Below are 24,120 nucleotides of genomic sequence, written 5' to 3' on the forward strand. Positions count from 1 at the left end.
CTGTGACACTGGGAGTCACAAATCATCATATTTTCGTGTGACTCGTTTAAAAATCTCCACTTATTCCTTCTGCCTGATCCGCTCCAATATCGACATGACATCTTCTGGTTTATGAAATTCAATCGGTGAGACACCTTTTTCAAACACAATCGACTCTGCATCCACAAGCAAAACATACCGTCCGTTAATTTTCCCTAAATGGACATTTTCGCCGAAATCGGAAAGCAATCCTTTCACAGAAGTATTACCAAGCGTCATTCGCATTTCTGCATCAGGCGTATGTTCAACAATTTGTGCTGTGGCTTCAATCACTTGATGCGTATCGAGACGCTCTTGAATCTCCCGTTTTTCACTTGCTTCCCAAACTTCCATTGCCTGTTCAAATTGCTGTAGTTCTTCGCTGTTATCAGCGAACGTTTCTTGGACATGCTCCTGCACCATATTCATGACTTGTGCTTTCATAATTTCTGGCATTGATTCACCATAATCAACGAATTTCAAGAAGTCTTCAAAGTAGCGGGCATGAGAGGCTTGATGAATCTTTAGTTCGCCAGGTTCAACCATTCCTTCTTCTGGCATGTACGGATATTGGATAGATTTCATGTTTTTCGTTGTAATGGCCATTTCTACGTTTCGAATTAAGGTTGCTTCGTCGGATATGGAGGCGACCTTTGGCTCGAAGTCACATTTAAGTAAGAATACGAATGGTTCATCAAAGTATTTTGTTAATTTTGCACTTGTGATGAGAAAAACACCGCCCCGAACTGCGCTAGTGTCTAAATACGCGCTAACAAATTGTTCGTTCTCATCATGAAACTGGTCTTTTGTATCTGCAAAACGAACACGATTGAATAAATTATAGTTTGGATTAGAGTCTAATTCATGTCCTTCTTCGACGATAAAAAAGCCAATTTTAGTTGGAACTTGTTCAGCTTTTGGATGCCGATCAACTTTACGTTTGCTAATTTTCATTAATTCTCCATCAAGAAAATCCTTGAGTGAGCTATTTTCATATTCTTCTTCATCCAATGTTTGGAAATGCTTATATCGTTTATCCGCCTGATCACCTTTTCCTTCGACAGATATTACGTAAAAAGATAAATATTGTATCGAAAAATCCACTGCATTCACCTATTTTCTATCATTCATTTATACAGTATAAGAATCTGTGAATCGAACGTCAATGGCAGTTCTTCGTTTTTTAGGAAGTGACTTGTATATTTGTACCAGAGTTATTAAAATTTTAACAAATTTACCGATATATAATTAAACACTTTAATACAGTATTGAGGAGATTTGATTAATGAAACCATTTATTATGAGAAACAGGAAAAAAAAAGAGAAGAGCTTGCATGAACAATATGAAGATATGACTGAAATTAATGTTAATCACTATCCAGATGTCTTAATTCAAATGGATTTGATTCAGCTAACAAAAAAAGATTTATGTGTTGCACGTTCTCTTCAACCACTGATTAAAGAAAACATAGACATGATTGTCGGTAATTTCTATCTCAATCTGGAAAAACAACCTGGACTGATGAGAATTATTCAAGATAATAGTTCCATCGATAGATTGAAAAAAACATTGAACCGTCACATTTATGAAATGTTTAGTGGGAAAATTAATGATGACTACATAAAACAGCGGAATATCATCGCACACGTCCATGTTCGAATAGGATTGCAACCCAAATGGTATATGTGCGCTTTTCAAGATTTACAAAAATCACTAATTGATTTGGTAACGCCCATAGCAGAAACGATGGAAGAGTATCGAGAAATTGTACTTGCAATTACTAAATTATTAAGTTTAGAACAACAAATCGTTCTGGAAGCATATGAATTGGAAAGTGAAAAGATACGTAACCAAGTTGAATCAGAAAAACAAGTAATTAAATCAACTATTCAAGCTAACACTCAAGAATTAGCGTCAGTTAGTGAAGAGACAAATGCTGCCACACTAGATATTCAGTATAAAATAAATGAAATTCAATCTTTAACAGAGGAAGGCTCCAATATTGCAACTGATACAGTTCAAAAGTCAAAAGAAGGAGTAACACTTTTGAAAAATGTTGAAGAGTTAATGATTAGTTCACAAGAGGCTATGAACCAATTTTCTCATCAAATGGAGCAATTAACTAATACTTCACTTAAAATAAATGGAGTCGTTACAATGGTAACTGCAATTGCTGATCAGACAAATTTATTGGCCTTGAATGCTGCAATTGAAGCTGCTAGAGCAGGAGAAAACGGCAAAGGATTTGCAGTCGTAGCAGGTGAAGTAAGGAAACTTGCTGAAAGTACGAAGAAATCTGTATCTGAGGTTTCGTTGTTAATAAGTGGAATTCAATCTTATACAGAGGAAATGAACGCTTTTATATACTCAGTCAAAGATGATATGAAAAATGTAAAGGAACATTCAGAAGAAACGACGGTATTTTTTAATCACATTCTAGCTTCGATGGAAAAAGTAATGGAGCAAAATGTTATTATTGCTGGAGAAATGTCTGATTTTACAGATATTTTCCATAGCTTGAGCTCTGGATTTGATAAAGTAGCCGTATCTTCGGATGAATTAAGTCGATTAATGATAAATTTGTAAACAAAAAATATATAAAATTGATAAAAAATACAGCAGCTTATCATTTAGAGTTGCTGAATTTTTATAATTTGAGTATTTTGTAAATTTCCTCGTTAGAATATATTATACTTTATTATACCTATGATAGTAAAAAGCTAAATATGGTTATGCAATTAAGACAGAAATACTCAAATTTCAGTATTTAAGGGAAAAATAATGAATAAATTTATGATTATTTCATTAATAACCTCGTCAGAATATATTATATACGACTAATCTAAAAAAGATAATACCCAAATTTTAATTACTAAGGGGTACTTTCTAAACAAAAGGTTAAAGGAGTAAATAAAGGAACCCAAAGAGAAAAAATTATTTTTCAAATAAACCTTGTCTGCTGATCGTCAAAATGATATATTAATAAAGCGATGAGCTAATTTGCATAAGACGAGGAACATGCTTAACGCACGTTAGGGATGTGGCCCAACGGTTTCTCGCCGCAAACGCATCAAAGACGCCTGCAATGCAGGCGTCTTTTCTTTTCGGAAATTTAAAAATAGTTAATTCTTTTTTATCAAGTGAAACTTCAATCAGTGCGGGGCATCATCTCCCACTAATTGTTAGCCGATCCAATCAGGATTTCGGCAGTTTAACTCCCACCAAGGCTTCTTCAAATCCACTAAGCCTTGAGGTGGGGACTGCCTGTTAATGCGGGATAAATTGTGCAACTGAGGATATCACGTATATTACTATTTTAGTGAATCTTGTTTTGCGATTTTAATGTCTTCTTTTACATCTTCTTTAATATCATCTGTTAATTCTTTTGTCGCTTTTTTAAATTCGCGTAATGAATTTCCGACGGCTCTTCCAATTTCAGGTAGCTTACTAGGGCCAAAAACAATAAGTGCTAATATAAGAATGAGAATTAAACCTGGTACTCCAATATTGGAAAACATAAATTTCACTCCTCTTATGTAGATATTTATTATTATAGACTTTTCTTAAGCGTTTGCAAGGTGGAAGTTTAATGGAAGGCTCGTGAACATACTTAGATATAAGTGAAACTTTGACAAGTCTTTTTTTATTCCCAAAATGGGGTTAATTAAACCGCGATTAAAAGCATAATGAATTGTATTATCCAATCAATAGGCTTGCAATTCTTGTTCATTTCAGATATTATACTAATACAAGCTGCGTTGTACGTATTGATAATTAAGTTTTAACCTTTAAGCTGTAATAGGGAGTTTTATATCAAAACAAGAATGTCAGGCCTTTTTCATTGACTGAGGACATACAGGACTGTTTTTGCAAACACCCACTTTGAGGAGTGGTGGTTTAAAACTTTATTACTGAGCTTACGGCAATGGCGGCTACCTAATTGCTAGGGACAAAACCAGTTCTTTATTGAACTGGTTTTTTTATTTTCTAAAGGTGTACCCCATTCCTTAAAGATCTGATCATTGGGTATTTGGGCATTGTACATATAGCTTAAAATAATTATGTCTACTTAGTGAATAATAATTCATTTATTCAGAATTTTTCTTACAATCAATCTTGACATTTAGTAGTAATATCTATAGAGTAATAATTATATTAAAACTAAATATATAATTTTCTTATCCAGAGAGGTGGAGGGACTGGCCCATTGATACCTCAGCAACAGACTATTTTGTACTGTGCTAATTCCAGAAGCGAGAAGCTTGAAGATAAGAAGAGTAAATAGCATAAAGTGCTAAAACCTCTTCTTAATTATAAGAAGAGGTTTTTTTGTATAAAGTTAAGAAAGTTTTTTTAAATAGTTTTGAACGTAAGCAACTTACATCTAAATACTAAAGTCAAACATGTGATAAGGAGTGGCTCTCCTTAAAATGATAGCTTGGTATGAATCCATAAAGATTAGCGAGATAAACGAAAAAGGAGGAAAATTTCGTTGGTAAAAGAAAGAATATTTAGAATGTAATTAATTGAAAGAACAGAAGATGATTGTGCAAATACAAAATGGTCAAGATTCACTATAACTGTCTGCATTTGTTTAAGGCGATTGTGGTTTACTTTATCATGATATACAAAAACAGTGAGTACGAAAACTGAGTAAACTTTACAAGCTAACATACCAATTTCAGTAATGGAATGCTTCGAAAATAAATAAGAATGATGAAAACAGTGAGGATGTCCCATAATGAAAGACTTGCGATATTCCTCAGAAAGAGGGTAATTATGGATTTTCGTCAAGAAATGAAAAAACGAATATTAGTAGGAGAAGGAGCAATGGGAACTTTATTGTATTCCCACGGCATTGACTTCTGTTATGAAGAATTGAATATCACGAATCCAAATCAAATTGAAACGATTCACCAAACATATTTGAATGCGGGAGCCGATATTATCCAATCGAATACATATGGGGCTAATTTTTATAAGTTAAAGCGTTATGGATTGGAGGATCAGGTAAGTCAAATCAATCGTAAAGGCATTGCAATTGCAAAAAAGGTGGCGGCACAAGGGAATGCATTTGTATTTGGTACGATAGGTGCCTTAAGAAGTATACGTAAATCAGATTTAAGCTTGGAGGAGATCAAACGGATTTTCCGGGAGCAGTTATATAGTCTCCTACTTGAAGGTCCAGACGGTGTTATACTTGAAACGTTTTATGATTTTGAAGAATTGGAGACTGTTCTTCAAATTGCACGTCAGGAAACGGATTTACCAATCATCTCAAATGTCTCACTTCATGATATTGGAAACCTACAAAATGGGATGTCGTTAAACGATGCTTTTCAAAGATTAGAGCAGTTGGGAACAGATGTAGTCGGTATTAACTGCCGGCTTGGTCCACATCATATGATTCGTGCATTGGAATCTGTTTCGTTACCAAAACAGGCAGCACTTGCCGTGTTCCCGAATGCCAGTTTACCCGATTATGTCGATGGAAGACTTGTATATGACGCAGTACCTGAATATTTTGCTTCTTCCGCACTTGAGCTTAGAGAGCAGGGAGCCTCCATTATCGGAGGCTGTTGTGGCACAACGCCTTTTCATATTGAAGCAATAAAAAATGCTGTAAGTACGCTAGCTCCAGTTCAAGATAAAAAAATAAAAATAAGAGACATCGAGATTATTGAAGTGGGGAATTCTGATGAAGGGCAAGCATTCCATGAAAAAGCAAAAGTGGAAAGAACGATTTTAGTTGAATTGGATCCTCCAAAAAAATTAGGGATTGAAGCCTTTATGAAAGGTGCCATTGCTTTAAAGAAAGCAGGGGTAGACTCAGTTACTATGGCCGATAATTCGCTCGCCTCACCGCGAATTTCTAATGTGGCATTAGGTACACTTTTGAAAACACAGCATGAAATAAAGCCGCTTCTACATATAACATGCCGTGACCGTAATTTAATCGGTTTACAATCGCACTTGTTGGGATTGCAAACACTTGGTTTAAATGAAATTTTAGTCGTAACTGGAGACCCATCTAAAATCGGTGATTTTCCGGGGGCGACATCTGTATATGATTTATCATCATTAGATTTAATAAGTCTTGTCAAACAATTTAATGAGGGACTTTCTTTTTCTGGGCAAAGTCTAGGACAAAAAACGAATTTTAAAGTTGCTGCTGCTTTTAATCCAAATGTTAAATATCTCGATAAAGCAGTTAAACGGATTGAAAAGAAGATTTCCTGTGGGGCTGACTCTTTTTTGACACAACCAATTTATTCGGTGAAGCAAATAGAGGAAGTATATGAAGCCACGCAGCATTTAGAAACACCTATATTTCTTGGTATTATGCCATTAACAAGTTCAAGAAATGCTGAGTTTATCCATAACGAAGTGCCAGGCATCCTATTGCCAGACGAGGTCCGCAGAGCAATGGCATCTGCAGGTAATGATCTAAATAAAGCTAAAAATGAAGGAGTAGCCATTGCCAAGGAATTGCTTGATGCTGCCATGGATAAATTTAAGGGGATTTATTTAATTACCCCGTTTTTATATTATGACATGACTGTAAAATTGACGAAACATATTAGAAAAGTAGATAGTAGGCAAACTTCGGAGGTGGGAGCATATGAGTAAACAGTTAATACAGGAACAAATGAAAAAGAAAATTTTATTACTAGATGGCGCGATGGGGACTATGTTACAAGCAGAGAATTTAACCGCAGAGGATTTTGGTGGTGAACAATATGATGGCTGTAACGAATATTTAACGATAACCCAACCTGATATTATTCGATCCATCCATGAAAGATATTTGGCAGCTGGTGCAGACATCATCGAAACAAATACATTTGGTGCTACAAGTATCGTGCTTGATGAATATCAAATAAGTTATCTGGCATATAAACTAAACAAAGAATCTGCCGAAATTGCTAAAGCTGCTTGCGAAAAATATTCGAGTAATGAATGGCCTAGATTCGTGGCAGGAGCTATGGGACCAACGACAAAGACCTTGTCTGTAACTGGTGGAACTACATTTGAAGCTTTGACTGCTTCTTATGAAGAACAGGCATTAGGACTGCTAGATGGTGGAGTGGATTTACTTCTTATTGAAACATGTCAGGATATGTTAAATGTGAAGGCGGCCTTTTCTGGAATAAAAGCGGCGTTTGCTAAATTCGGACGAGAAGTTCCCATTATGATCTCTGGCACAATTGAACCGATGGGAACGACACTTGCCGGTCAGTCGATAGAAGCGTTTTATCTTTCATGTGAACATATGAATCCACTTGCGGTCGGATTGAATTGTGCGACTGGACCAGAGTTCATGATTGACCATATTAGAACATTGGCGAATTTATCAAATCGAGCTGTTAGTTGTTATCCAAATGCCGGACTCCCAGATGAGGAAGGGCATTATCACGAATCACCGATTTCTTTAGCAGAGAAAATGAAACAGTTTGCAGAAAAAGGCTGGGTAAATATCATTGGTGGTTGTTGCGGTACAACCCCTGAGCATATAGCTGCATTAGTAAAAGTACTAGAATTGATTGAGCCACGAACTATTGAAAATAATACACACGGTCATGCAATATCAGGAATTGAACCCCTAATCTATGATGATTCAATGCGTCCATTATTTGTCGGTGAACGGACGAATGTTATCGGGTCGCGTAAATTCAAGGAACTAATTAGGGAAAAGAAATTTGAGCAGGCGGCAGAAATTGCTCGAGCACAAGTGAAAAAAGGTGCTCATGTCATTGATATTTGTCTGGCTGATCCTGATGATGATGAATTAGGAAATATAAAAGAGTTCGTCACTGAGGTGGTTAAGAAAATCAAGGTACCACTTGTAATTGATACAACGGATGAAGCTGTCTTGGAGGAAGCGTTAAAAAGATCGCAGGGCAAAGCGATCATTAACTCTATTAATCTTGAGGACGGAGAAGATCGCTTTGAAAAGATTGTACCACTGATCCATCAATATGGCGCTAGCGTCGTTGTCGGTACAATCGATGAAGAGGGGATGGCGGTTAGCGCCGAGAGAAAGCTTGAAATTGCTAAGCGTTCTGTTGATTTACTAGTCAATAAATATGGATTGTTAGACCGTGATTTGATTTTCGATCCGCTTGTATTTCCAGTTGGGACAGGAGATGAGCAGTATATCGGATCTGCCCTTGAAACGGTAAAAGGAATTCAGGCAATCAAAGAAACTTTTCCTGAATGTCTGCTAATTCTCGGGATATCTAACGTTTCATTTGGTCTTCCGCCAAGGGGAAGAGAAATCCTCAATGCCGTTTTCCTTTATCATTGTACAAAAGCGGGATTGGATTATGCGATTGTCAATACAGAAAAATTAGAACGCTTTGCTTCGATTCCGGAAGAAGAGGTCAAACTGGCTGAAGCACTATTGTTCGATACATCATCAGAATCATTAGCGACGTTCACAGAATTTTATCGTGGTAAAAAGGCGGAGAAAAAAGAAAATACCGCCGTCCTTCCTCTAGATGAACGATTGGCAAATTATATTATTGAGGGTACAAAAGAAGGCTTAATTACTGACCTAAATATGGCACTTGAACGCGGAGATGAACCGCTTGAAATCATTAACGGACCGCTAATGGACGGAATGGGGGAAGTGGGTCGCCTCTTTAATGACAATCAGCTTATCGTTGCGGAAGTTTTACAAAGTGCTGAAGCTATGAAAGCGGCTGTTACTCATCTTGAACCGCTAATGGAAAATACAGAAGACAGTGCGAAAAAAGGAAAAGTGCTACTAGCGACTGTCAAAGGTGATGTGCACGATATTGGCAAAAACTTAGTGGACATTATTCTATCCAACAATGGCTATGAAGTAATCGATCTTGGGATAAAGGTGTCTTCACAACAAATCATTGAAGAGGTTCGTAAACATAACCCAACAGTTATTGGACTGTCTGGATTACTTGTCAAATCAGCTCAGCAAATGGTCCTTACAGCGCAGGATTTAAAACAAACAGGCATTGACATTCCTATTCTGGTTGGAGGTGCCGCATTATCACGTAAATTTACAGATTTCAAAATTTCTCCTGAGTATGATGGTCCAGTTTTATACTCAAAAGATGCAATGGACGGGCTTGCAGTTGCAAATATTTTACATGACGATCATAAAAAAACAGAGTATCTAAGGGAAGTAAATGAAAAACGAGAGATAGCAAGGGAAAATGCGGCGATCGTGGCTACAATGGAAAAACCGGAACGAAAAAAAGCAGAAGTAAAACCGTTATCTGTCGCTCCCGTCAAGAAGCCAATTGATCAACTACGTCATGTATTAAAGAACTATCCAATCGAAGTCGTTCAACCATACATAAACAGGCAAATGTTGATTGGTCACCATCTTGGTTTGAAAGGAAAAGTGGCTGAACTACTAAATCAGGGAGATGAGCGGGCGATCGAGCTTAATGACCTTGTTGATGAACTTATCGATTTTTTAAAGTCAAATCATGAATACAGTTTAAATGGAATTTATCAGTTCTTCCCTGCACAAAGTGAAGGTAATAAAGTTAAAATATACAATCCTGATAACCACAAGGAAATTTTGGAGGAATTCGATTTTCCTCGTCAGGAAAGTAGCCCATACTTATGTTTGGCTGATTATATAAAACCTGTTTCGTCAGGTGAAATGGATTTTGTCGGTTTCTTTCTTGTTTCGGCTGGTAAAGGAATTAGAAAATGGGCAGAAAAATGGAAGCAGGAAGGTGACTTCTTAAAAAGCCATGCGATACAATCTCTCGCCCTTGAAACGGCTGAAGGTTTTGCTGAAAGAATGCATCATTTGATGAGAGATGCACAGGGGATTAGCGATCCGATAGAAATGACGATGAAAGAACGTTTCGCAGCAAAATATACAGGTCAACGTTTCTCATTCGGTTATCCTGCATGTCCTAATCTTGAAGATCAGGAAAAGCTTTTCCGTCTCTTAAAACCTCAAGATATCGGTGTAGAATTAACTGAAGGATTTATGATGGAACCAGAAGCCTCCGTCTCAGCAATTGTTTTTGCACATCCTGAAGCACGATATTTTAATGTAGAAAGGTAAATTATTATAGTAAACTTGAATTTTATTATTTCGCTTGAAGATGCAGTAAAACCTCGAACGGTTCTGCTAACAATCAGTGGGGATGAGGAACCCCCACTGATTGAAGTTTCACTTGATAGCATCTATATATGTAAATTCATAGAGAAGTATTCCAAATAGAGTTTTATATAGTGAGATAGAATTCTAAATGTACTTCAAGGTAGCGTATCTATACAACAAATAAAGGTAGGCTAACTTTTTAAGCTGTGAACACATTAATATAAGTTCACAGCTTATTGTATTGGGCTTTCATAAATCGATAGTTAATAGGCAAGGATTGAGATACATACAGAGTGCGTAAATAGGAGTATTACTGGGTTATTTTACGCTTAAGTTGTTTGTCGACTGTTAGGATAACAACTAATAATCATGAAAGAGGTGCCTTGTTAAGTACCTTTTGAAAATATCATTTGTGAGGTATACTTGAAAGTATGATAATTTTGTAAAATAGTAAGGAGATATAATGAATAAAACAGCAATACTGCAATTATCACTAGCTATGGCAATATTCGGCTCTATCGGATTCTTTTCTGAGCTCACTGGGCTACCAGCAATTGAACTGGTATTTGTTCGTTGTGTGTGTGCAGCCATATTTTTATGTACAGTTTGGATTATGACAGGTAACTTTAAGAAAGAGAAATGGAATCTAAAGGAGTTTCTATTAATCGTTTTTTGTGCGGCAGCCAACTTATTGAACTGGATATTCCTTTTTAAATCATTTGAATTAATATCGGTGACTATTGCTATTTCACTCTATCATTTAGCACCTATGATAGTGCTAATTATAGGTAGCTTTATTTTTAGAGAGAAGTTGAAATTGTTCTCAATCTTAGCTATCACTCTATGTTTTATAGGAACTTTATTTATTATGGGGACAGAAGGGTTTAGCTCAAATACTTTTGAATGGAAAGGAATTATATACGGAATTGTTGCAGCATTTTTCTATGCAGCAACAATGCTTCTTGGAAAAAGTATTACAAAGACAAGTGTATATGCGACCACATTCCTTCAAATGCTGATTGGTATTCTAATTCTACTTCCTTTTATTCATTTTCCAAGTTATACATCAATAAATTCTACTCAATGGTTTTACGCAGTTCTTACTGGTGTTGTTCATACAGGTATAGTGTACCTTCTGTTTTTTAATAGCATTCGTCATTTATCTACAAACATCGTTTCCTTTATGATATTTGTAGACCCTGCTGTGGCCATTCTCTTAGATATCTTGCTGGTTGGCTTTCGTCCAGTTTGGTTCCAATGGCTGGGTATATTTTTGATTTTTAGTGGATTGTTCTATACGCTCAAAGCACCTAAACCTGCCTATGATCAAAACAAAAAAACTTTTTTAGAAAACTAAGCTGATAAAGGATAACTGGGTTTAAGTTTAGGTATAGTAAATAAATTCAGTTGCTTTTTTCCATACAAAACATTAGAGAGCTGCTTTTGTTGCAAAAGGACTATTATTAAATGAATATATTTTTTCTCATTTTGAGTAGGTTAATAAAGAATACATATAAGTAGAGGACTATATATAATAGCGATTGAATAAATGGGTAAAAAGTAGCAAATTCCAACTGAATAATGATATAATTCAATAGTTAATGGTGTGAATTTGAGAGAATACCAAGCAGTTTAATATATTAAATGAAAAAATAATAATTCCCAAAGTGAAATTTGGAAAGTATTGTTTTGTTCCCTATCAAGTGAAGACCATCTTTTTTTCGTTGAAATAGTTCCGAAAAAATAAAACTCGATGGGTTATTTTGAAATGAATCACTCCTTTAAATATCTGTCCATTAATTTTCGCGATAATTATACTATAATAACAATACTGCCTTCTATCTCATTTAGAATAATTACATCTTGGAATAGTTTATAATCAAAGGGTGGTAAGTTTGAAAGATAAAGTAGTTGTAACAGGATATGGGGTAAAAGCCCCAAACACAAATAATATTGCACAATACATAAATAATTTAAAAAATGGGATATGTTGTTTAGAAACTGTTACAGACCTTTCACCAAATGGTGAGACAACAATTATTGGGCGTTTAAATAGTGGTTTAGATGAATTGGAGACAGATAATAAGTTTAAACGATTACCAAGGGCTACTTTACTCGGGATGGCATCAGGAAAGGAAGCCTTAAAACAAGCTCAGCTTTCGGATTTAACGGATAAAAAGGTTGGGCTGTTTTTTGGAATCTCTGTGGGAGCAATTGGTGAGAAGCTTTTTCATGATTCAATCATTCATGTAAATGATAATAATTATAGGAAAGTGCCCATAACTTTTTCTCATTTTTCAAATTATCATAGCATTACTGCTGAAATCGCTCATTATTTATCAATCAAGGGGATAACAAAAACGATAACCACTGGTTGTACATCTAGCTTAGAAGCTATCCAAGATGCAATGCTATACCTAAAAAATGGTATTATAGATGTAGCTGTAGTCGGTGGTGCAGATAGTTTAGTGAATAAAATGGCTTGTTTTGGTTTTGCCAAAACAAAGTCTATTCCCATCGATCAAACACTAAATGTAGGTGCGGTACCATTCAATAAACATAGTAAAGGTTTTGCAATTTCTGAAGGTTCTGGCGTAATAATTCTGGAAAGAGAAAAAGATGCACGAAAGAGGAATATTGAAATTTTAGGTGAAATTGACAAGATTGTATCAAACAATGATGGGGTACATATCTATTCTATTGAAGAAACTGGCGAACAAATGATTAGCGCTTTAAAAGAAGTGATAGAAGGAAGAAAACCAGATTATATTAATAGTCAGGCATTAGGAATTCAAGTGAATGATAGAATTGAGGAACGATGTTCCAAAATATTATTTAATCACAACGTTCCTTATACTTCAATTAAAAGTATGATTGGTAACCCATATGGAGCCATTGGGGTATTACAGGTTATTTCTTCTTTAATTAGTATTAATCACGGATTTATCCCTCCGACAATTCGAACCAATAAAGAGGGATATGAAGAAATGTCCATTGTGACAGAAACTTGGCATCAAGAGGTAAATGAAGTAGCAATAACGAATCATGGTCATGGGGGTAACAATGCCTGTGCATATATAAAGAGACATAAATAGAGTGGTGAGTTAGAAATGATCATATCGTTTTTGATTGTTATTATAGGTATAATCCCTATAGTTTTGGCGATTTCTGTATTAAAGATTTATAAAGGTTCGGAATTATCATATGCCTTGTTGTTTTATATGCTATCCATTAGTTTTTGGCAAATAGATATTGCGGTATTATATTTGAAAGGGGTCATATCTGAAGAACTTATTCTCTTACTATTTAAGTTTTTTAGAGCAGGTCCAACATTTATGATTCCTCTAGTGTTTTATTTATCTTATGTTACGGTAAAAAAACATTCGGCATATATTAAAGATAACCAATTTTATCGTCCTTTAGTATCAATTTTTAATCAAAAGGTATTGATTTTATTAGTAGTTTGGAGTACTTTTGTTTTTATTGTTAATTTAACAGATTATGGAATAGTCGGACTGAAAGAAGTGCAGATAATAAATACCAACAATTCTTTTTATTTTCCAGAGTATGGACCGCTTCAATCTTTATATATGTTTCATACAGCAAGTTTTGTAATTTTTATTGTTTTTTCTTATTTTATTTCTAAATATATTCAAAATATCTATTTAAAAGGGTTTTTAGGGACTTTTTCTTTCTGCTCTTTTTTACTATTTCTTTCAGGTTTATTAAACTTTGTACCTGGGACAGGTGCATTGTATAGTAGCTTTGGCGTTATTATTTTTTCTGTCATCATAATCTTCTCTTTTGTAAAAATGAATACGAAGATGACAATCAGTTACAACCAATTATTGGAACGCCAAAAGAAATTAGATTATACTGGTAATTTGACTGCGAGCTTAGTTCATGAAGTGAAAAATTCATTACAAATTATTAAAGGATATTCAAAATTGATGAGTGAGTTGACACCATTACCAGAACAAGGTAAAAATATGAATGAAATGATTCAAATTGCTGCAGACCAGCTTAATGATTTAACACTAAATTACACGAAATATATAAAATATAAATCTATTGATTTTAAAATGTTTGATCTTAATGAAATAATAGATCAAGCAATTGGATTATCAAAAGAAGTCCTCAAAGAAAATTCTGTAGAAATTTCTTTTGAGAAAAAGTATAAAACTTTAAAAGCTTATGTAAATGATACTTATATAAAACAAGTGTTTGTGAATTTAATTAAAAATAGTTTGGAAGCTATACCACAGGATAGAAAAGTAAAAAAAATCGTTGTGACTACTCTTGTTGAGGGTGATAGAATCATTATCGATATTGTTGATACTGGAAAAGGTGTACCTTTAGAAAATTGGGAAGCCATTTTTGATCCCTTTATCTCTTTTAAAAAAGATGGATTAGGTCTAGGGTTACCTTTTATAAAGAAAATCATTTTTGAGCATCGTGGAGATATAAAAATAGTCGATAGCAGTCCTAATGGGACACATTTTCAAATAATATTACCTCAATATATATTCAGTGACTTTTATACTCACTGAGTTAATCGTATAAATTATAGGAAAGCACCTGAATGGGTGCTTTTTTATGTTCCGTAAAAGTATAACTTTATTTATTACAAGGGTAAACGACAGTATAAACTTATAGCTTAAGACAGAGTCTTCTTAGGTTTTGTGTTTGCGAAAAGGTCTAATTATCTTTTCTTTCGCAAGTAGAACAGATTTCCACTCTCACCGCTATGCTAATTGCCATAACATATTGAGTTATATATACTCAACAAATTGAATAGTAAAGAGTAAAGGGGGATGATTACATTAACTAAGATTGTTTGGATAGTTATATCATGTTTTCTTTTATTTATTATCCTTGAAACAGGAATATCACTTTGGATAAACAATTGGACTTTTGAAATTCGATTTTCTAAATTAAAAAGATTTTCCATTAAAAAGATAATAAAGATTAGGCGGCGATCTAAAATGAAAGGGTGAATTGGTACTAGACGGGATTTGAACTCCATGGGTATCGCGGTTCTAGTCCGGCTCCGGTTATAAATATGATGCATTAAGAATAATTAGTGGACCTTTTGATACGAGGGGATCACTTCACAATAGGAGCTTTTTTACAGCTCCTTATTTCTGGTTGAATGGGTCAGGGGGGAATAACATAACCCATCTGAATGTAATTATTTCAATTTGTCGGTATGTAGGAAAGCTGTTATTATAGTTTTTTAAAATCGATAAAAGTAAGGTAGTTCCCTAGTAAACTATAAGTTCAAATGATACAAAGGTTTATAGCGAATGCTTATCCCCGTACATAGAATAAAGAAATGCTAATTTAGCTAACCTAAACGGGTTATAAGTGTGATACTCCACATCTGTCCTTAAAAAAGGAGTTGCTACTTCCCAATTAGGGTTAATTTGAAGGGAGAGGAACGTATTGCCTAATGTTCAACTAATACCGTTCCGTGTTGAAGGTGTTAAAGAAAACACTGTGGAAGTTCCACGAGGGATAAGAATGATTCGCGCACGCTCAATTTGGAGGGAAGGTTATAAAGGAGAGAACATTGTAGTGGCTGTAATTGATACGGGATGCCAGCCAGATCACCCTGATTTAATTAATCAAATTATTGGAGGGTATAATTTCACAGATGATAATAATAGTAATCCTATTAATTTTGCCGATAATAACGGACATGGGACACATGTCTGCGGAATTATTGCAGCAGCAAAAAATGGTTTTGGAGTAGTTGGTGCAGCGCCTAAAGCGAAATTGTTAGTACTTAAGGCTTTAAATGGATTAGGAGAAGGAACTACAGACAACATTTCATCAGCTATTGATTACGCTATCAATTGGACTGGCCCAAAAGGTGAAAAAGTACGGGTTATCTCTATGTCATTAGGGGGATCAAATGATGATCCATCCTTACATTCATCGATTAGAAACGCAGTTCAAGCAAATATAATGGTCGTGTGTGCTGCAGGAAATGATGGGGATGGAATTGCCGATACAATTGAGTACAGTTATCCAGCTGCTTATCCGGAAGTTGTAGCTGTAGGTTCGATTAACCAGCGCGGACGCATATCCAGATTTAGTAATTCTAATGGTGAAGTGGATTTAGTAGCCCCAGGGGAGCAAGTTGTATCAACCTTTCCTGGTAACCAATTTGCCGTATTATCTGGTACATCTATGGCCGCTCCACATGTGTCAGGGGCTGTTGATCTATTAATAGACAAGTTTGAAACAATTCTTGGGCATAGATTAACAGAGTTAGAAGTATATAATGAACTCTTAAAACAGACAGTTCCACTAGGAAATCCAGAGACTCAAGAAGGACATGGAATGCTAAAACTAAATCACCGGAAGGTAGAAAAAATAAAAGAACTGTTAAAAGGGTTTAACTTACACATAGAAAATTAACATCATAATTAAATTATCTAAAGGAAAAAGTTTGCATATAAGGAGATACCCCTTGGTCAGAGCGTGTCTAGGAAAAGATTGTGATCAATTCACAACTTCTAATTGGGAAAATTAAAAAATAAAAAATTGCAATATTTTGAATATTTTGTTATATTTAAAATTGAATAAGCTAATTAATAGGTGTGAATAAAGAACTTTTTATATCTACTTAAAAGGGAAGTTGATTTGAGTCCCGCAACTACCGTCTTTTGTAATTGAGAGCGCACCGAAAAATGCCTCTGTTCTTGGACAATAAAAATGGGAAGATTCGAAAATCAATTATCATGAGCCGGTAGTCCTTCCTAATTAATAGAGTACTAAGTCCCTGAAAGGCTAGGGATAGTCGTGGATGAGATAGCAATAAAATTTTTTAGTGAATGAACAACTTATTAGAAGTTGTTTTTTTGTGTTTAGTTCCTGTTCCAATCAATTATTAAGACTAAAAGCACCAATGAAAAATATAAATCGGTATTGTTTGTTGCTATTTAAGATAGTTCGCAAAAATTAAAAGGGGGCTATAGAGTACAGAAGGCTATTACAACAATTGCTTTAAGTCTGTAATATTAAACAATCTAGTTTGTAAGAGATCCAACACGACAAGATAGTCATACAAAATAAAATATGAAATAGAATTACAAAGAATAGACGATGAAGAGAAGAAGTTGCTTTTGCATAATTTTGATAATACTTTCAAGAACTTGTATCAAGACTATTTGAATTGGAGGAGTAAAAATGACTAGACAAGTAAATTATTCCCCTGGACTGGATGGAGTTATTGCAGCTGAAACAAAACTGTCTTTCCTAGATACAATTCATAGTGAGATTGTCATACAAGGATATGATCTTATTAAGTTATCAGAAAATAACGATTATTTAGATATCGTATTTTTACTACTTCACGAAAGATTTCCATCATCAGAAGAAAAACGAATACAAGAACAAACTTTGAAGGATGAATATGATGTTCCCGAAGATATTCTGAAGATATTAAAACTATTACCAGAGAAAACACATCCAATGGATGGACTAAGAACGGGTATTTCTGCATTAGCCGGATATGATGCTCAAATTAATGATCGTTCATTAACAGTAAATAAGAAACGCGCCTACACTTTATTGGGGAAAGTACCTAATATCGTAGCAAATAGTTACAGAGTACTTAATAAACAAGAAGTTGTACCTCCGAAAAAAGATTTATCATATAGTGCCAATTTCTATTACATGATTACCGGAAAAGTACCATCTGCAATTGAGGAAAAAATATTTGACCAATCTTTATTATTATATAGCGAACATGAGATGCCGAATTCTACTTTTACAGCTAGAGTTATCGCCTCGACACAATCTGATTTGTATGGTGCCTTAACAGGAGCTGTAGCTTCATTAAAAGGTAGTTTACATGGAGGAGCAAATGAAGCTGTTATGTACATGCTTTTAGAAGCTGGTTCAGTTGAAAAGTTTAAGCAGTTACTTAAACAGAAATTAGCCAGTAAAGAAAAGATCATGGGATTTGGTCATCGCGTTTATATGAAGAAGATGGATCCTAGAGCACTCATCATGAAAAAAGCATTAAAACAGCTTTGTGATTCTAAGGGTGACGACTTACTTTATAAAATGTGTGAAGCTGGTGAAGTTGTTATGGAGAGAGAAAAAGGGCTTTATCCAAATTTAGATTACTATGCAGCTCCTGTTTACTATATGCTAGGACTTCCAATTGAAATATATACACCGATTTTCTTTAGTGCTAGAACAGTAGGTTTATGTGCTCATGTGGTTGAACAACATGCAAACAATCGACTTTTCCGACCTCGTGTCAATTATATTGGCGAGCGTCATAACCCCAATGTTTTATCAAAACCGTAAGATATTAGCTCGCTGGATGGACGTTGTGAAAGACGTCCATCCAATTAATAAACGAATTATAATAGAAAGGGAATGAAAAAATGCTGAAAATAAACGGAATTGATCGAACGCAAACAGATGTGTTATTAGCAGACATTGCAGATTACGTATTAAACAAAGAGATTACTAGCACAGAGGCATATGAAACGGCTCGTTATGTTCTACTTGATACAATTGGCTGTGGTATTTTAGCACTTCGATATCCAGAATGCACGAAATTATTAGGACCAGTAGTTCCTGGTACAATTGTTCCAAATGGTACTCGTATTCCAGGTACTTCATATGTGCTAGACCCAGTTAAAGGTGCGTTTAATATTGGCTGCATGATTCGTTGGTTAGACTATAACGATACATGGTTAGCTGCAGAATGGGGACATCCATCTGATAACTTGGGAGGTATTTTAGCAATAACTGATTACTTAAGTCGTGTGAATATTGCTGAAGGAAGAGAAGCATTAACTGTGAAAGATGTTCTTGAAATGATGATTAAAGCACATGAGATTCAAGGAGTATTAGCATTAGAAAATAGTTTAAATCGGGTTGGACTAGACCACGTTTTATTTGTAAAAATAGCGACAACTGCGGTCGTTACAAAAGCACTAGGTGGAACTAGAGAAGAAATTATTGCTGCATTATCTAACGCATGGATTGATAATTCTAGCTTGCGTACATATCGTCACACTCCCAATACGGGATCACGAAAATCATGGGCAGCTGGTGATGCTACAAGTCGAGCTGTACACCTAGCTATGATGGCAGTTAAAGGAGAAATGGGGTATCCAACAGCTCTTTCTGCACCAGGCTGGGGCTTCCAAGATGTATTATTCAATAATCAAGAATTGAAACTTGCCCGTCCACTAGATTCATATGTAATGGAAAATGTGTTATTTAAAGTATCTTTCCCCGCTGAATTTCATGCGCAAACAGCTGCAGAATGTGCAGTAAAATTGCATGCTGAAGTAAAAAACCGCCTTGATGAAATAGATCAAGTAAAAATAACAACTCATGAATCAGCTATTCGAATAATTGATAAAAAAGGACCGTTGAACAATCCTGCTGATCGTGACCACTGTATTCAATATATTACGGCAATTGGGTTGATTTATGGTGACATTACAGCTGACCATTATGAAGATGAAGCCGCAGATGATGTTAGAATTGATCAATTGCGAGATAAAATGGTGGTTTTAGAAAACAAACAATATACGGTCGATTATCTTGATCCGAACAAGCGCTCAATCGCGAATGCCATTCAAATAATTTATAAGGACGGATCAGTTTCAGATATTGTGGAATGTGAATATCCGCTTGGGCACCGTTTTCGAAGAGAAGAAGCGTTTCCGGATATTATCAAGAAATTTACAAGTAACATTAGTACGCACTATTCATCTAAGCAACAAAATCAAATCCAAAAGGCTTGCTTAGATCCCAAGATTTTAACAAACTTAAAAGTAAATGAATTTGTAGATTTATTTATCACGCATTAACGGGCAGTTTCAGTAGATCGGGAATAACAATAAGTGGGGAATGAAGAAAACCCCCACTTATTGATGTTTCACTTAATAATCTAAGGGGGAAAAGCAAATGTCTTGGATCGTAAATCAACCATCACCACAAGCGGATTTAGCAAATCGTTTTCGAAAATTAATAGCAGCACCAGAAATTTTACAAATTCCAGGTACTCATGATGCGATGGCGGGACTAGTAGCTAAAAAAACAGGTTTCAAAGCTCTTTATTTATCTGGGGCAGCATACACAGCAAGCCGTGGTTTACCTGATTTAGGCATTGTAACATCAGATGAAGTCGCAGAACGAGCAAGAGATATAGTTCGTGCTACTGATTTGCCAATACTTGTTGATATCGATACAGGTTTTGGTGGTGTACTGAATGTGGCACGTACTGTTAGAGAAATGCAAGAAGCAGGAGTAGCAGCTGTTCAAATAGAAGATCAAGATCTTCCAAAAAAATGTGGTCACCTAAATGGGAAGAAACTTGTAACGAAAGAAGAAATGGCGCAAAAAATTAAAGTGATTAAACAGGTTGCACCTACCATGTATATTGTTGCTCGTACTGATGCAAGGGCCGTAGAGGGAATAGAGTTAGCAATCGAAAGAGTAAATGCTTATATTGAAGCAGGGGCGGATGCTATATTTCCTGAAGCACTCCAATCTGAAGAGGAGTTTCGTCAGTTTTCTAAGCAAATTAATATTCCTTTACTGGCGAATATGACAGAGTTTGGTAAGACCCCTTATTATACAGCCGAAGAATTTCAGGAAATGGGTTATCAGATGGTAATTTATCCTGTTACTTCACTTCGGGTTGCAGCCAAAGCATATGAGCGAGTATTTGAACAAATTAAGCAGGAAGGCACACAGAAAGGCGCTTTACAAAATATGCAAACTCGTAGCGAGTTATATGAAACGATTGCTTATCATGACTTTGAAGACCTAGATAAAGACATTTCCAAAACCGTATTAACGAAAGAACAATAGGTCATGCCTCTAATCTGAAAAAATTACAATTTAACAATCGACTAGATTTGACTGAAATGTATCATGACTTTTCTAAGAAAATGAATTCAGGGATAATTATTGTTTATCATGCAAGTAAAAGCTCGCCTCAAGGCAAAATGGAATCGAGGAAGCTAAGGTGGGGTAAGAAGAACCCCTCGCTGTTTGAAGCTTCACATTATCATTTGTCTTTCTATCTAGTCTTTCACAGTTATGTCGTATATGTAACAATCGATTAGATTACATATAGTTGTAATTGATGAACGAATTATATAGCGGAACATGCTAATAGTTATTGTTGATATTTTTTATATAATAGAAAACGGCAGCGATATGCTGCCGTTCTACTCTCTAATTATTCTTTACTATCTTTTGCTTGTTTTGCCACTTTTTCATGTATTTCTAATTCAATTGCCTGCACATGATCATCTTCAAGTTTTTGCATAGGTTGCGGATGGAACCATTGTATTTCCCCTTCGTGTACAAATCCTTTATATTCCTCACCTTGCACTTGTAAAGTGAATTGCTGCCGTTCGTGGAGCCGGTCTTCGAATGCTTGTATTATTTCAAAGTCTTTAATTCCACTTGAAATGCCGTATTGACTCATTAATTCATATATCTTATTTTCAATAATTTCTAATTTCTCTTCACCAATCATTTGTTTTGGATGGGGATGAAGCCATTGAATCTCGTCATTATGAAAATGACCTTTAAACTCATCTCCATGAATCTTAAAGGAGAATGCGTGACGCTGATGCACCCGATTCTCAAATACTGTTTCTACTTCAAAATCTTGAATTTCAGACATACTTAGCCTCCTTAGGAATGTTTCTAAATAAGTATGTTTCCTAGCTTATACTAAATATCCTAGTCTTGCAAGAAAAGGGAGCAAGTTTCCAAATAAATAGAGTAATATTTCACTAATATGATAATCCTGTGATATTTGGTAATATGTTTTAATTAGGTGGGAGCACTGTGCTTGGTACGTAAGTATTTACATGATGAATACGATTTGTATTGTTTTGGAAATATATGTACTTTGATTGTTCGGTTAAAATTAGAATAAGTATAGCCATTCCATAAATTTCAAGAATAATATAATTTGTTATACAAACCTAACTTTATGAGACCTTAAAAACAAACGAAAAATGTCTAAGACCATAAAGATTTGAGAAACATTTAAATCGAATCAATAGATAAATAAAGTAAAATCGTGTACTCTGTAAAAGTATGTTTTGCAGCAATTATTATTATACTTACTTACTAGCATAAGAAATTGATCAGGAATGAGGAATTGGAAGAATGGAAACACCAAATTATAAGCAGTCTACGATAGTAGCGCTTCTGCTTGCAGGAGCGTTTATTGCAATATTGAATCAAACACTGATGATTACAGCCATACCGCCGATTATGAAAGAAATGAATGTTACGGCGAATAGTGCGCAATGGTTAACGACTGTATTTATGTTAGTGAATGGGATTATGATCCCTATCAGTGCCTTTTTATTAGAGCGTTTTTCAACGAGGCAGCTCTTTATATCAGCGATGAGTATTTTCGCTTTCGGAACATTAGTTGCGGGTGTAGCGCCTAATTTTGAAATGCTGTTACTTGGAAGAGTGATTCAATCAAGTGGAGCCGGTATTATGCTTCCGCTTATGCAAACGGTATTTTTAATGATTTTTCCAGTTAATAAGCGAGGAGCGGCGATGGGATTAGTAGGACTTGTTATGTCGTTTGCTCCAGCAATTGGTCCAGCTTTGTCTGGATGGGTGACCTCACATTATTCTTGGAGGCTATTATTTTTCATAATTCTACCAATTGCCCTAATAGATATAGTAGTTGCCTTTTTTGCAATGAAAAATGTGACAGAGGTAACTAAACCGAAAGTGGATGTCTTGTCGATTATTTTTTCTTCTTTCGGATTCGGTGGATTGCTTTATGGATTTACATGTGCAGGAAATAATGGTTGGCTAGCTACCAGTACGCTCGTCTCACTCGGGTTAGGAGCGCTTACGCTTATACTGTTTATAACAAGGCAATTGCGATTGGAACATCCAATGCTTGAGTTCCGTGTATTTAAGAATTCTGTTTTTCCATTAACTGTGCTCATTGGGATGATTACCTTTATGGGGTTAATTGGATCTGAGACAATCATCCCACTATTTATGCAAAATATGAGAGATTTTACAGCATTTGAAGCTGGACTTGCACTTTTACCTGGGGCGCTAATCACCGGTTTGATGTCCCCGATTACAGGTAGAATCTTTGATAAAATCGGTGCAAAATGGCTTGCTCTTACGGGATTAACGATTATTACTGCATCTTCGTTTGCCTTATCGAATTTAAGTCCCTCTACTTCTTTTACGTACATTACGGTTATGTACGGAATTCGAATGTTTGGTTTATCAATGGTCATGATGCCCGTAGCAACGGCAGGTTTAAACCGGTTGCCAAAACGATTAATTGCTCACGGTGCGGCCATGGACAATACAATGAAGATGATTGCAGCGTCGGTCGGTACTGCTATTCTTGTTACTATAATGACTACGACAGCAGAAAAAGCTCAACAACGTCCGGAAATCTCCAATCCAGATATGTATGGGGCCAATATAGCTTTTATCGTCATTTCGATTCTCTCGTTTATAGGAGTAATAATTTCTTTTTTCATCAAAAAAAAGCAATCACAGGAAGTTAGAGGAAAGGAAGGTCAAGCAAAGAGTGGAAGTGTAAATGTGCAGTAATAACAAATGTGCTTGCTTCAATAAACAGAAGATGAAAAGTACTACTTTATTCGTCCTTTAAATATGGGCGAGTATGTAGGAACAGAAATGAGAAGAAAGGACGAAACCTTATGTATCAAAGGTTTTGTCCTTTTGCTTATTATTTAAATCTGCCCTTTTGGATGCTTATTGACTAAATTCGTAAACAGATTCTCAACAAATTATGATTATTTAAATTTGAATAGTTCACATAAACTTTCGGCTGCTTGTTGGTAAAAGTATTTCTACTACTTTTTCGTCATCCACTTCAGTGTTAGTTACTCGTAACTTTAGGTTTCATTGCAGAAGCGATTGGTTTTCTTTTATTAATTTCCATGCATGCAGCAATTTG

General features: G+C 35.3%; 14 protein-coding genes, 1 pseudogene and 2 riboswitches. Of the genes and pseudogenes, 12 read left to right on the plus strand and 3 right to left on the minus strand.

The window, feature by feature from the left end:
* Positions 1–60: 60 nt before the first annotated feature.
* Positions 61–1,122, minus strand: a complete 1,062-nt coding sequence (locus V179_RS0106695) for a DUF3900 domain-containing protein (protein ID WP_028390801.1) — start codon at positions 1,120–1,122, stop codon at positions 61–63.
* 292 nt (positions 1,123–1,414) lie between these two features.
* Here V179_RS0106695 and V179_RS32330 point away from each other — a divergent pair.
* Positions 1,415–1,846 (plus strand): annotated as a pseudogene (locus V179_RS32330) (protoglobin domain-containing protein); the annotation flags it as partial.
* Positions 1,847–2,086: 240 nt separating this feature from the next.
* Entirely contained in the window at positions 2,087–2,605 is a 519-nt protein-coding gene (locus V179_RS32335; protein ID WP_235179077.1) for a methyl-accepting chemotaxis protein, read from the plus strand.
* A 725-nt stretch (positions 2,606–3,330) separates the two neighbouring features.
* Here V179_RS32335 and V179_RS0106705 read toward each other — a convergent pair.
* Positions 3,331–3,537, minus strand: a complete 207-nt coding sequence (locus V179_RS0106705) for a twin-arginine translocase TatA/TatE family subunit (RefSeq protein WP_028390803.1) — start codon at positions 3,535–3,537, stop codon at positions 3,331–3,333.
* A gap of 657 nt (positions 3,538–4,194) precedes the next feature.
* Positions 4,195–4,294: riboswitch (SAM riboswitch) on the plus strand.
* 504 nt (positions 4,295–4,798) lie between these two features.
* Between V179_RS0106705 and V179_RS0106710 the strand changes: the two genes are divergently transcribed.
* The 9 genes from V179_RS0106710 to prpB all read left to right on the plus strand — a co-directional run bounded on the left by V179_RS0106710 (position 4,799) and on the right by prpB (position 20,990).
* Positions 4,799–6,649, plus strand: coding sequence for a bifunctional homocysteine S-methyltransferase/methylenetetrahydrofolate reductase (locus tag V179_RS0106710; RefSeq protein WP_028390804.1), 1,851 nt, complete (start codon positions 4,799–4,801; stop codon positions 6,647–6,649).
* The gene (metH, locus tag V179_RS0106715) at positions 6,642–10,091 is read left to right on the plus strand and encodes a methionine synthase (protein WP_028390805.1); all 3,450 of its coding nucleotides are present in this window, start codon (positions 6,642–6,644) and stop codon (positions 10,089–10,091) included. Before V179_RS0106710 ends, metH begins: the two co-directional genes overlap by 8 nt.
* A 502-nt stretch (positions 10,092–10,593) precedes the next feature.
* Positions 10,594–11,487: a DMT family transporter gene (locus tag V179_RS0106720; protein ID WP_028390806.1), complete on the plus strand. Its 894-nt coding sequence runs from the start codon at positions 10,594–10,596 to the stop codon at positions 11,485–11,487.
* A gap of 538 nt (positions 11,488–12,025) precedes the next feature.
* Positions 12,026–13,225 carry a beta-ketoacyl synthase N-terminal-like domain-containing protein gene (locus tag V179_RS0106725; protein WP_034300847.1) on the plus strand — a complete coding sequence of 400 codons (1,200 nt, stop codon included), beginning with the start codon at positions 12,026–12,028 and terminating at the stop codon, positions 13,223–13,225.
* 15 nt (positions 13,226–13,240) lie between these two features.
* The gene (locus tag V179_RS0106730) at positions 13,241–14,680 is read left to right on the plus strand and encodes a sensor histidine kinase (protein WP_028390808.1); all 1,440 of its coding nucleotides are present in this window, start codon (positions 13,241–13,243) and stop codon (positions 14,678–14,680) included.
* An 895-nt stretch (positions 14,681–15,575) separates the two neighbouring features.
* On the plus strand, positions 15,576–16,556 hold the full coding sequence (locus V179_RS0106735; protein WP_028390809.1) for a S8 family peptidase: 981 nt from the start codon (positions 15,576–15,578) through the stop codon (positions 16,554–16,556).
* Between the two features lie 161 nt (positions 16,557–16,717).
* A riboswitch (cobalamin riboswitch) is annotated at positions 16,718–16,915 on the plus strand.
* Positions 16,916–17,327: 412 nt separating this feature from the next.
* Positions 17,328–18,458, plus strand: coding sequence for a citrate synthase (mmgD, locus tag V179_RS0106740; protein WP_028390810.1), 1,131 nt, complete (start codon positions 17,328–17,330; stop codon positions 18,456–18,458).
* Between the two features lie 80 nt (positions 18,459–18,538).
* Positions 18,539–19,984, plus strand: coding sequence for a 2-methylcitrate dehydratase (prpD, locus tag V179_RS0106745; RefSeq protein WP_028390811.1), 1,446 nt, complete (start codon positions 18,539–18,541; stop codon positions 19,982–19,984).
* Positions 19,985–20,081: 97 nt separating this feature from the next.
* Positions 20,082–20,990, plus strand: coding sequence for a methylisocitrate lyase (prpB, locus tag V179_RS0106750; RefSeq protein ID WP_028390812.1), 909 nt, complete (start codon positions 20,082–20,084; stop codon positions 20,988–20,990).
* Between the two features lie 373 nt (positions 20,991–21,363).
* Here the strand turns inward: prpB and V179_RS27220 are convergent, their stop codons facing one another.
* Complete coding sequence (locus V179_RS27220) at positions 21,364–21,816, minus strand: hypothetical protein (protein ID WP_034300850.1); 453 nt, start codon at positions 21,814–21,816, stop codon at positions 21,364–21,366.
* Between the two features lie 494 nt (positions 21,817–22,310).
* Here V179_RS27220 and V179_RS27225 point away from each other — a divergent pair, with 494 nt between their 5' ends.
* Positions 22,311–23,750: a DHA2 family efflux MFS transporter permease subunit gene (locus tag V179_RS27225; protein ID WP_051404864.1), complete on the plus strand. Its 1,440-nt coding sequence runs from the start codon at positions 22,311–22,313 to the stop codon at positions 23,748–23,750.
* The last annotated feature ends 370 nt before the right edge of the window (positions 23,751–24,120 follow it).

Source organism: Bacillus cihuensis (assembly GCF_000504145.1).
Taxonomy (GTDB): Bacteria; Bacillota; Bacilli; order Bacillales; family DSM-1321; genus Peribacillus; species Peribacillus huizhouensis.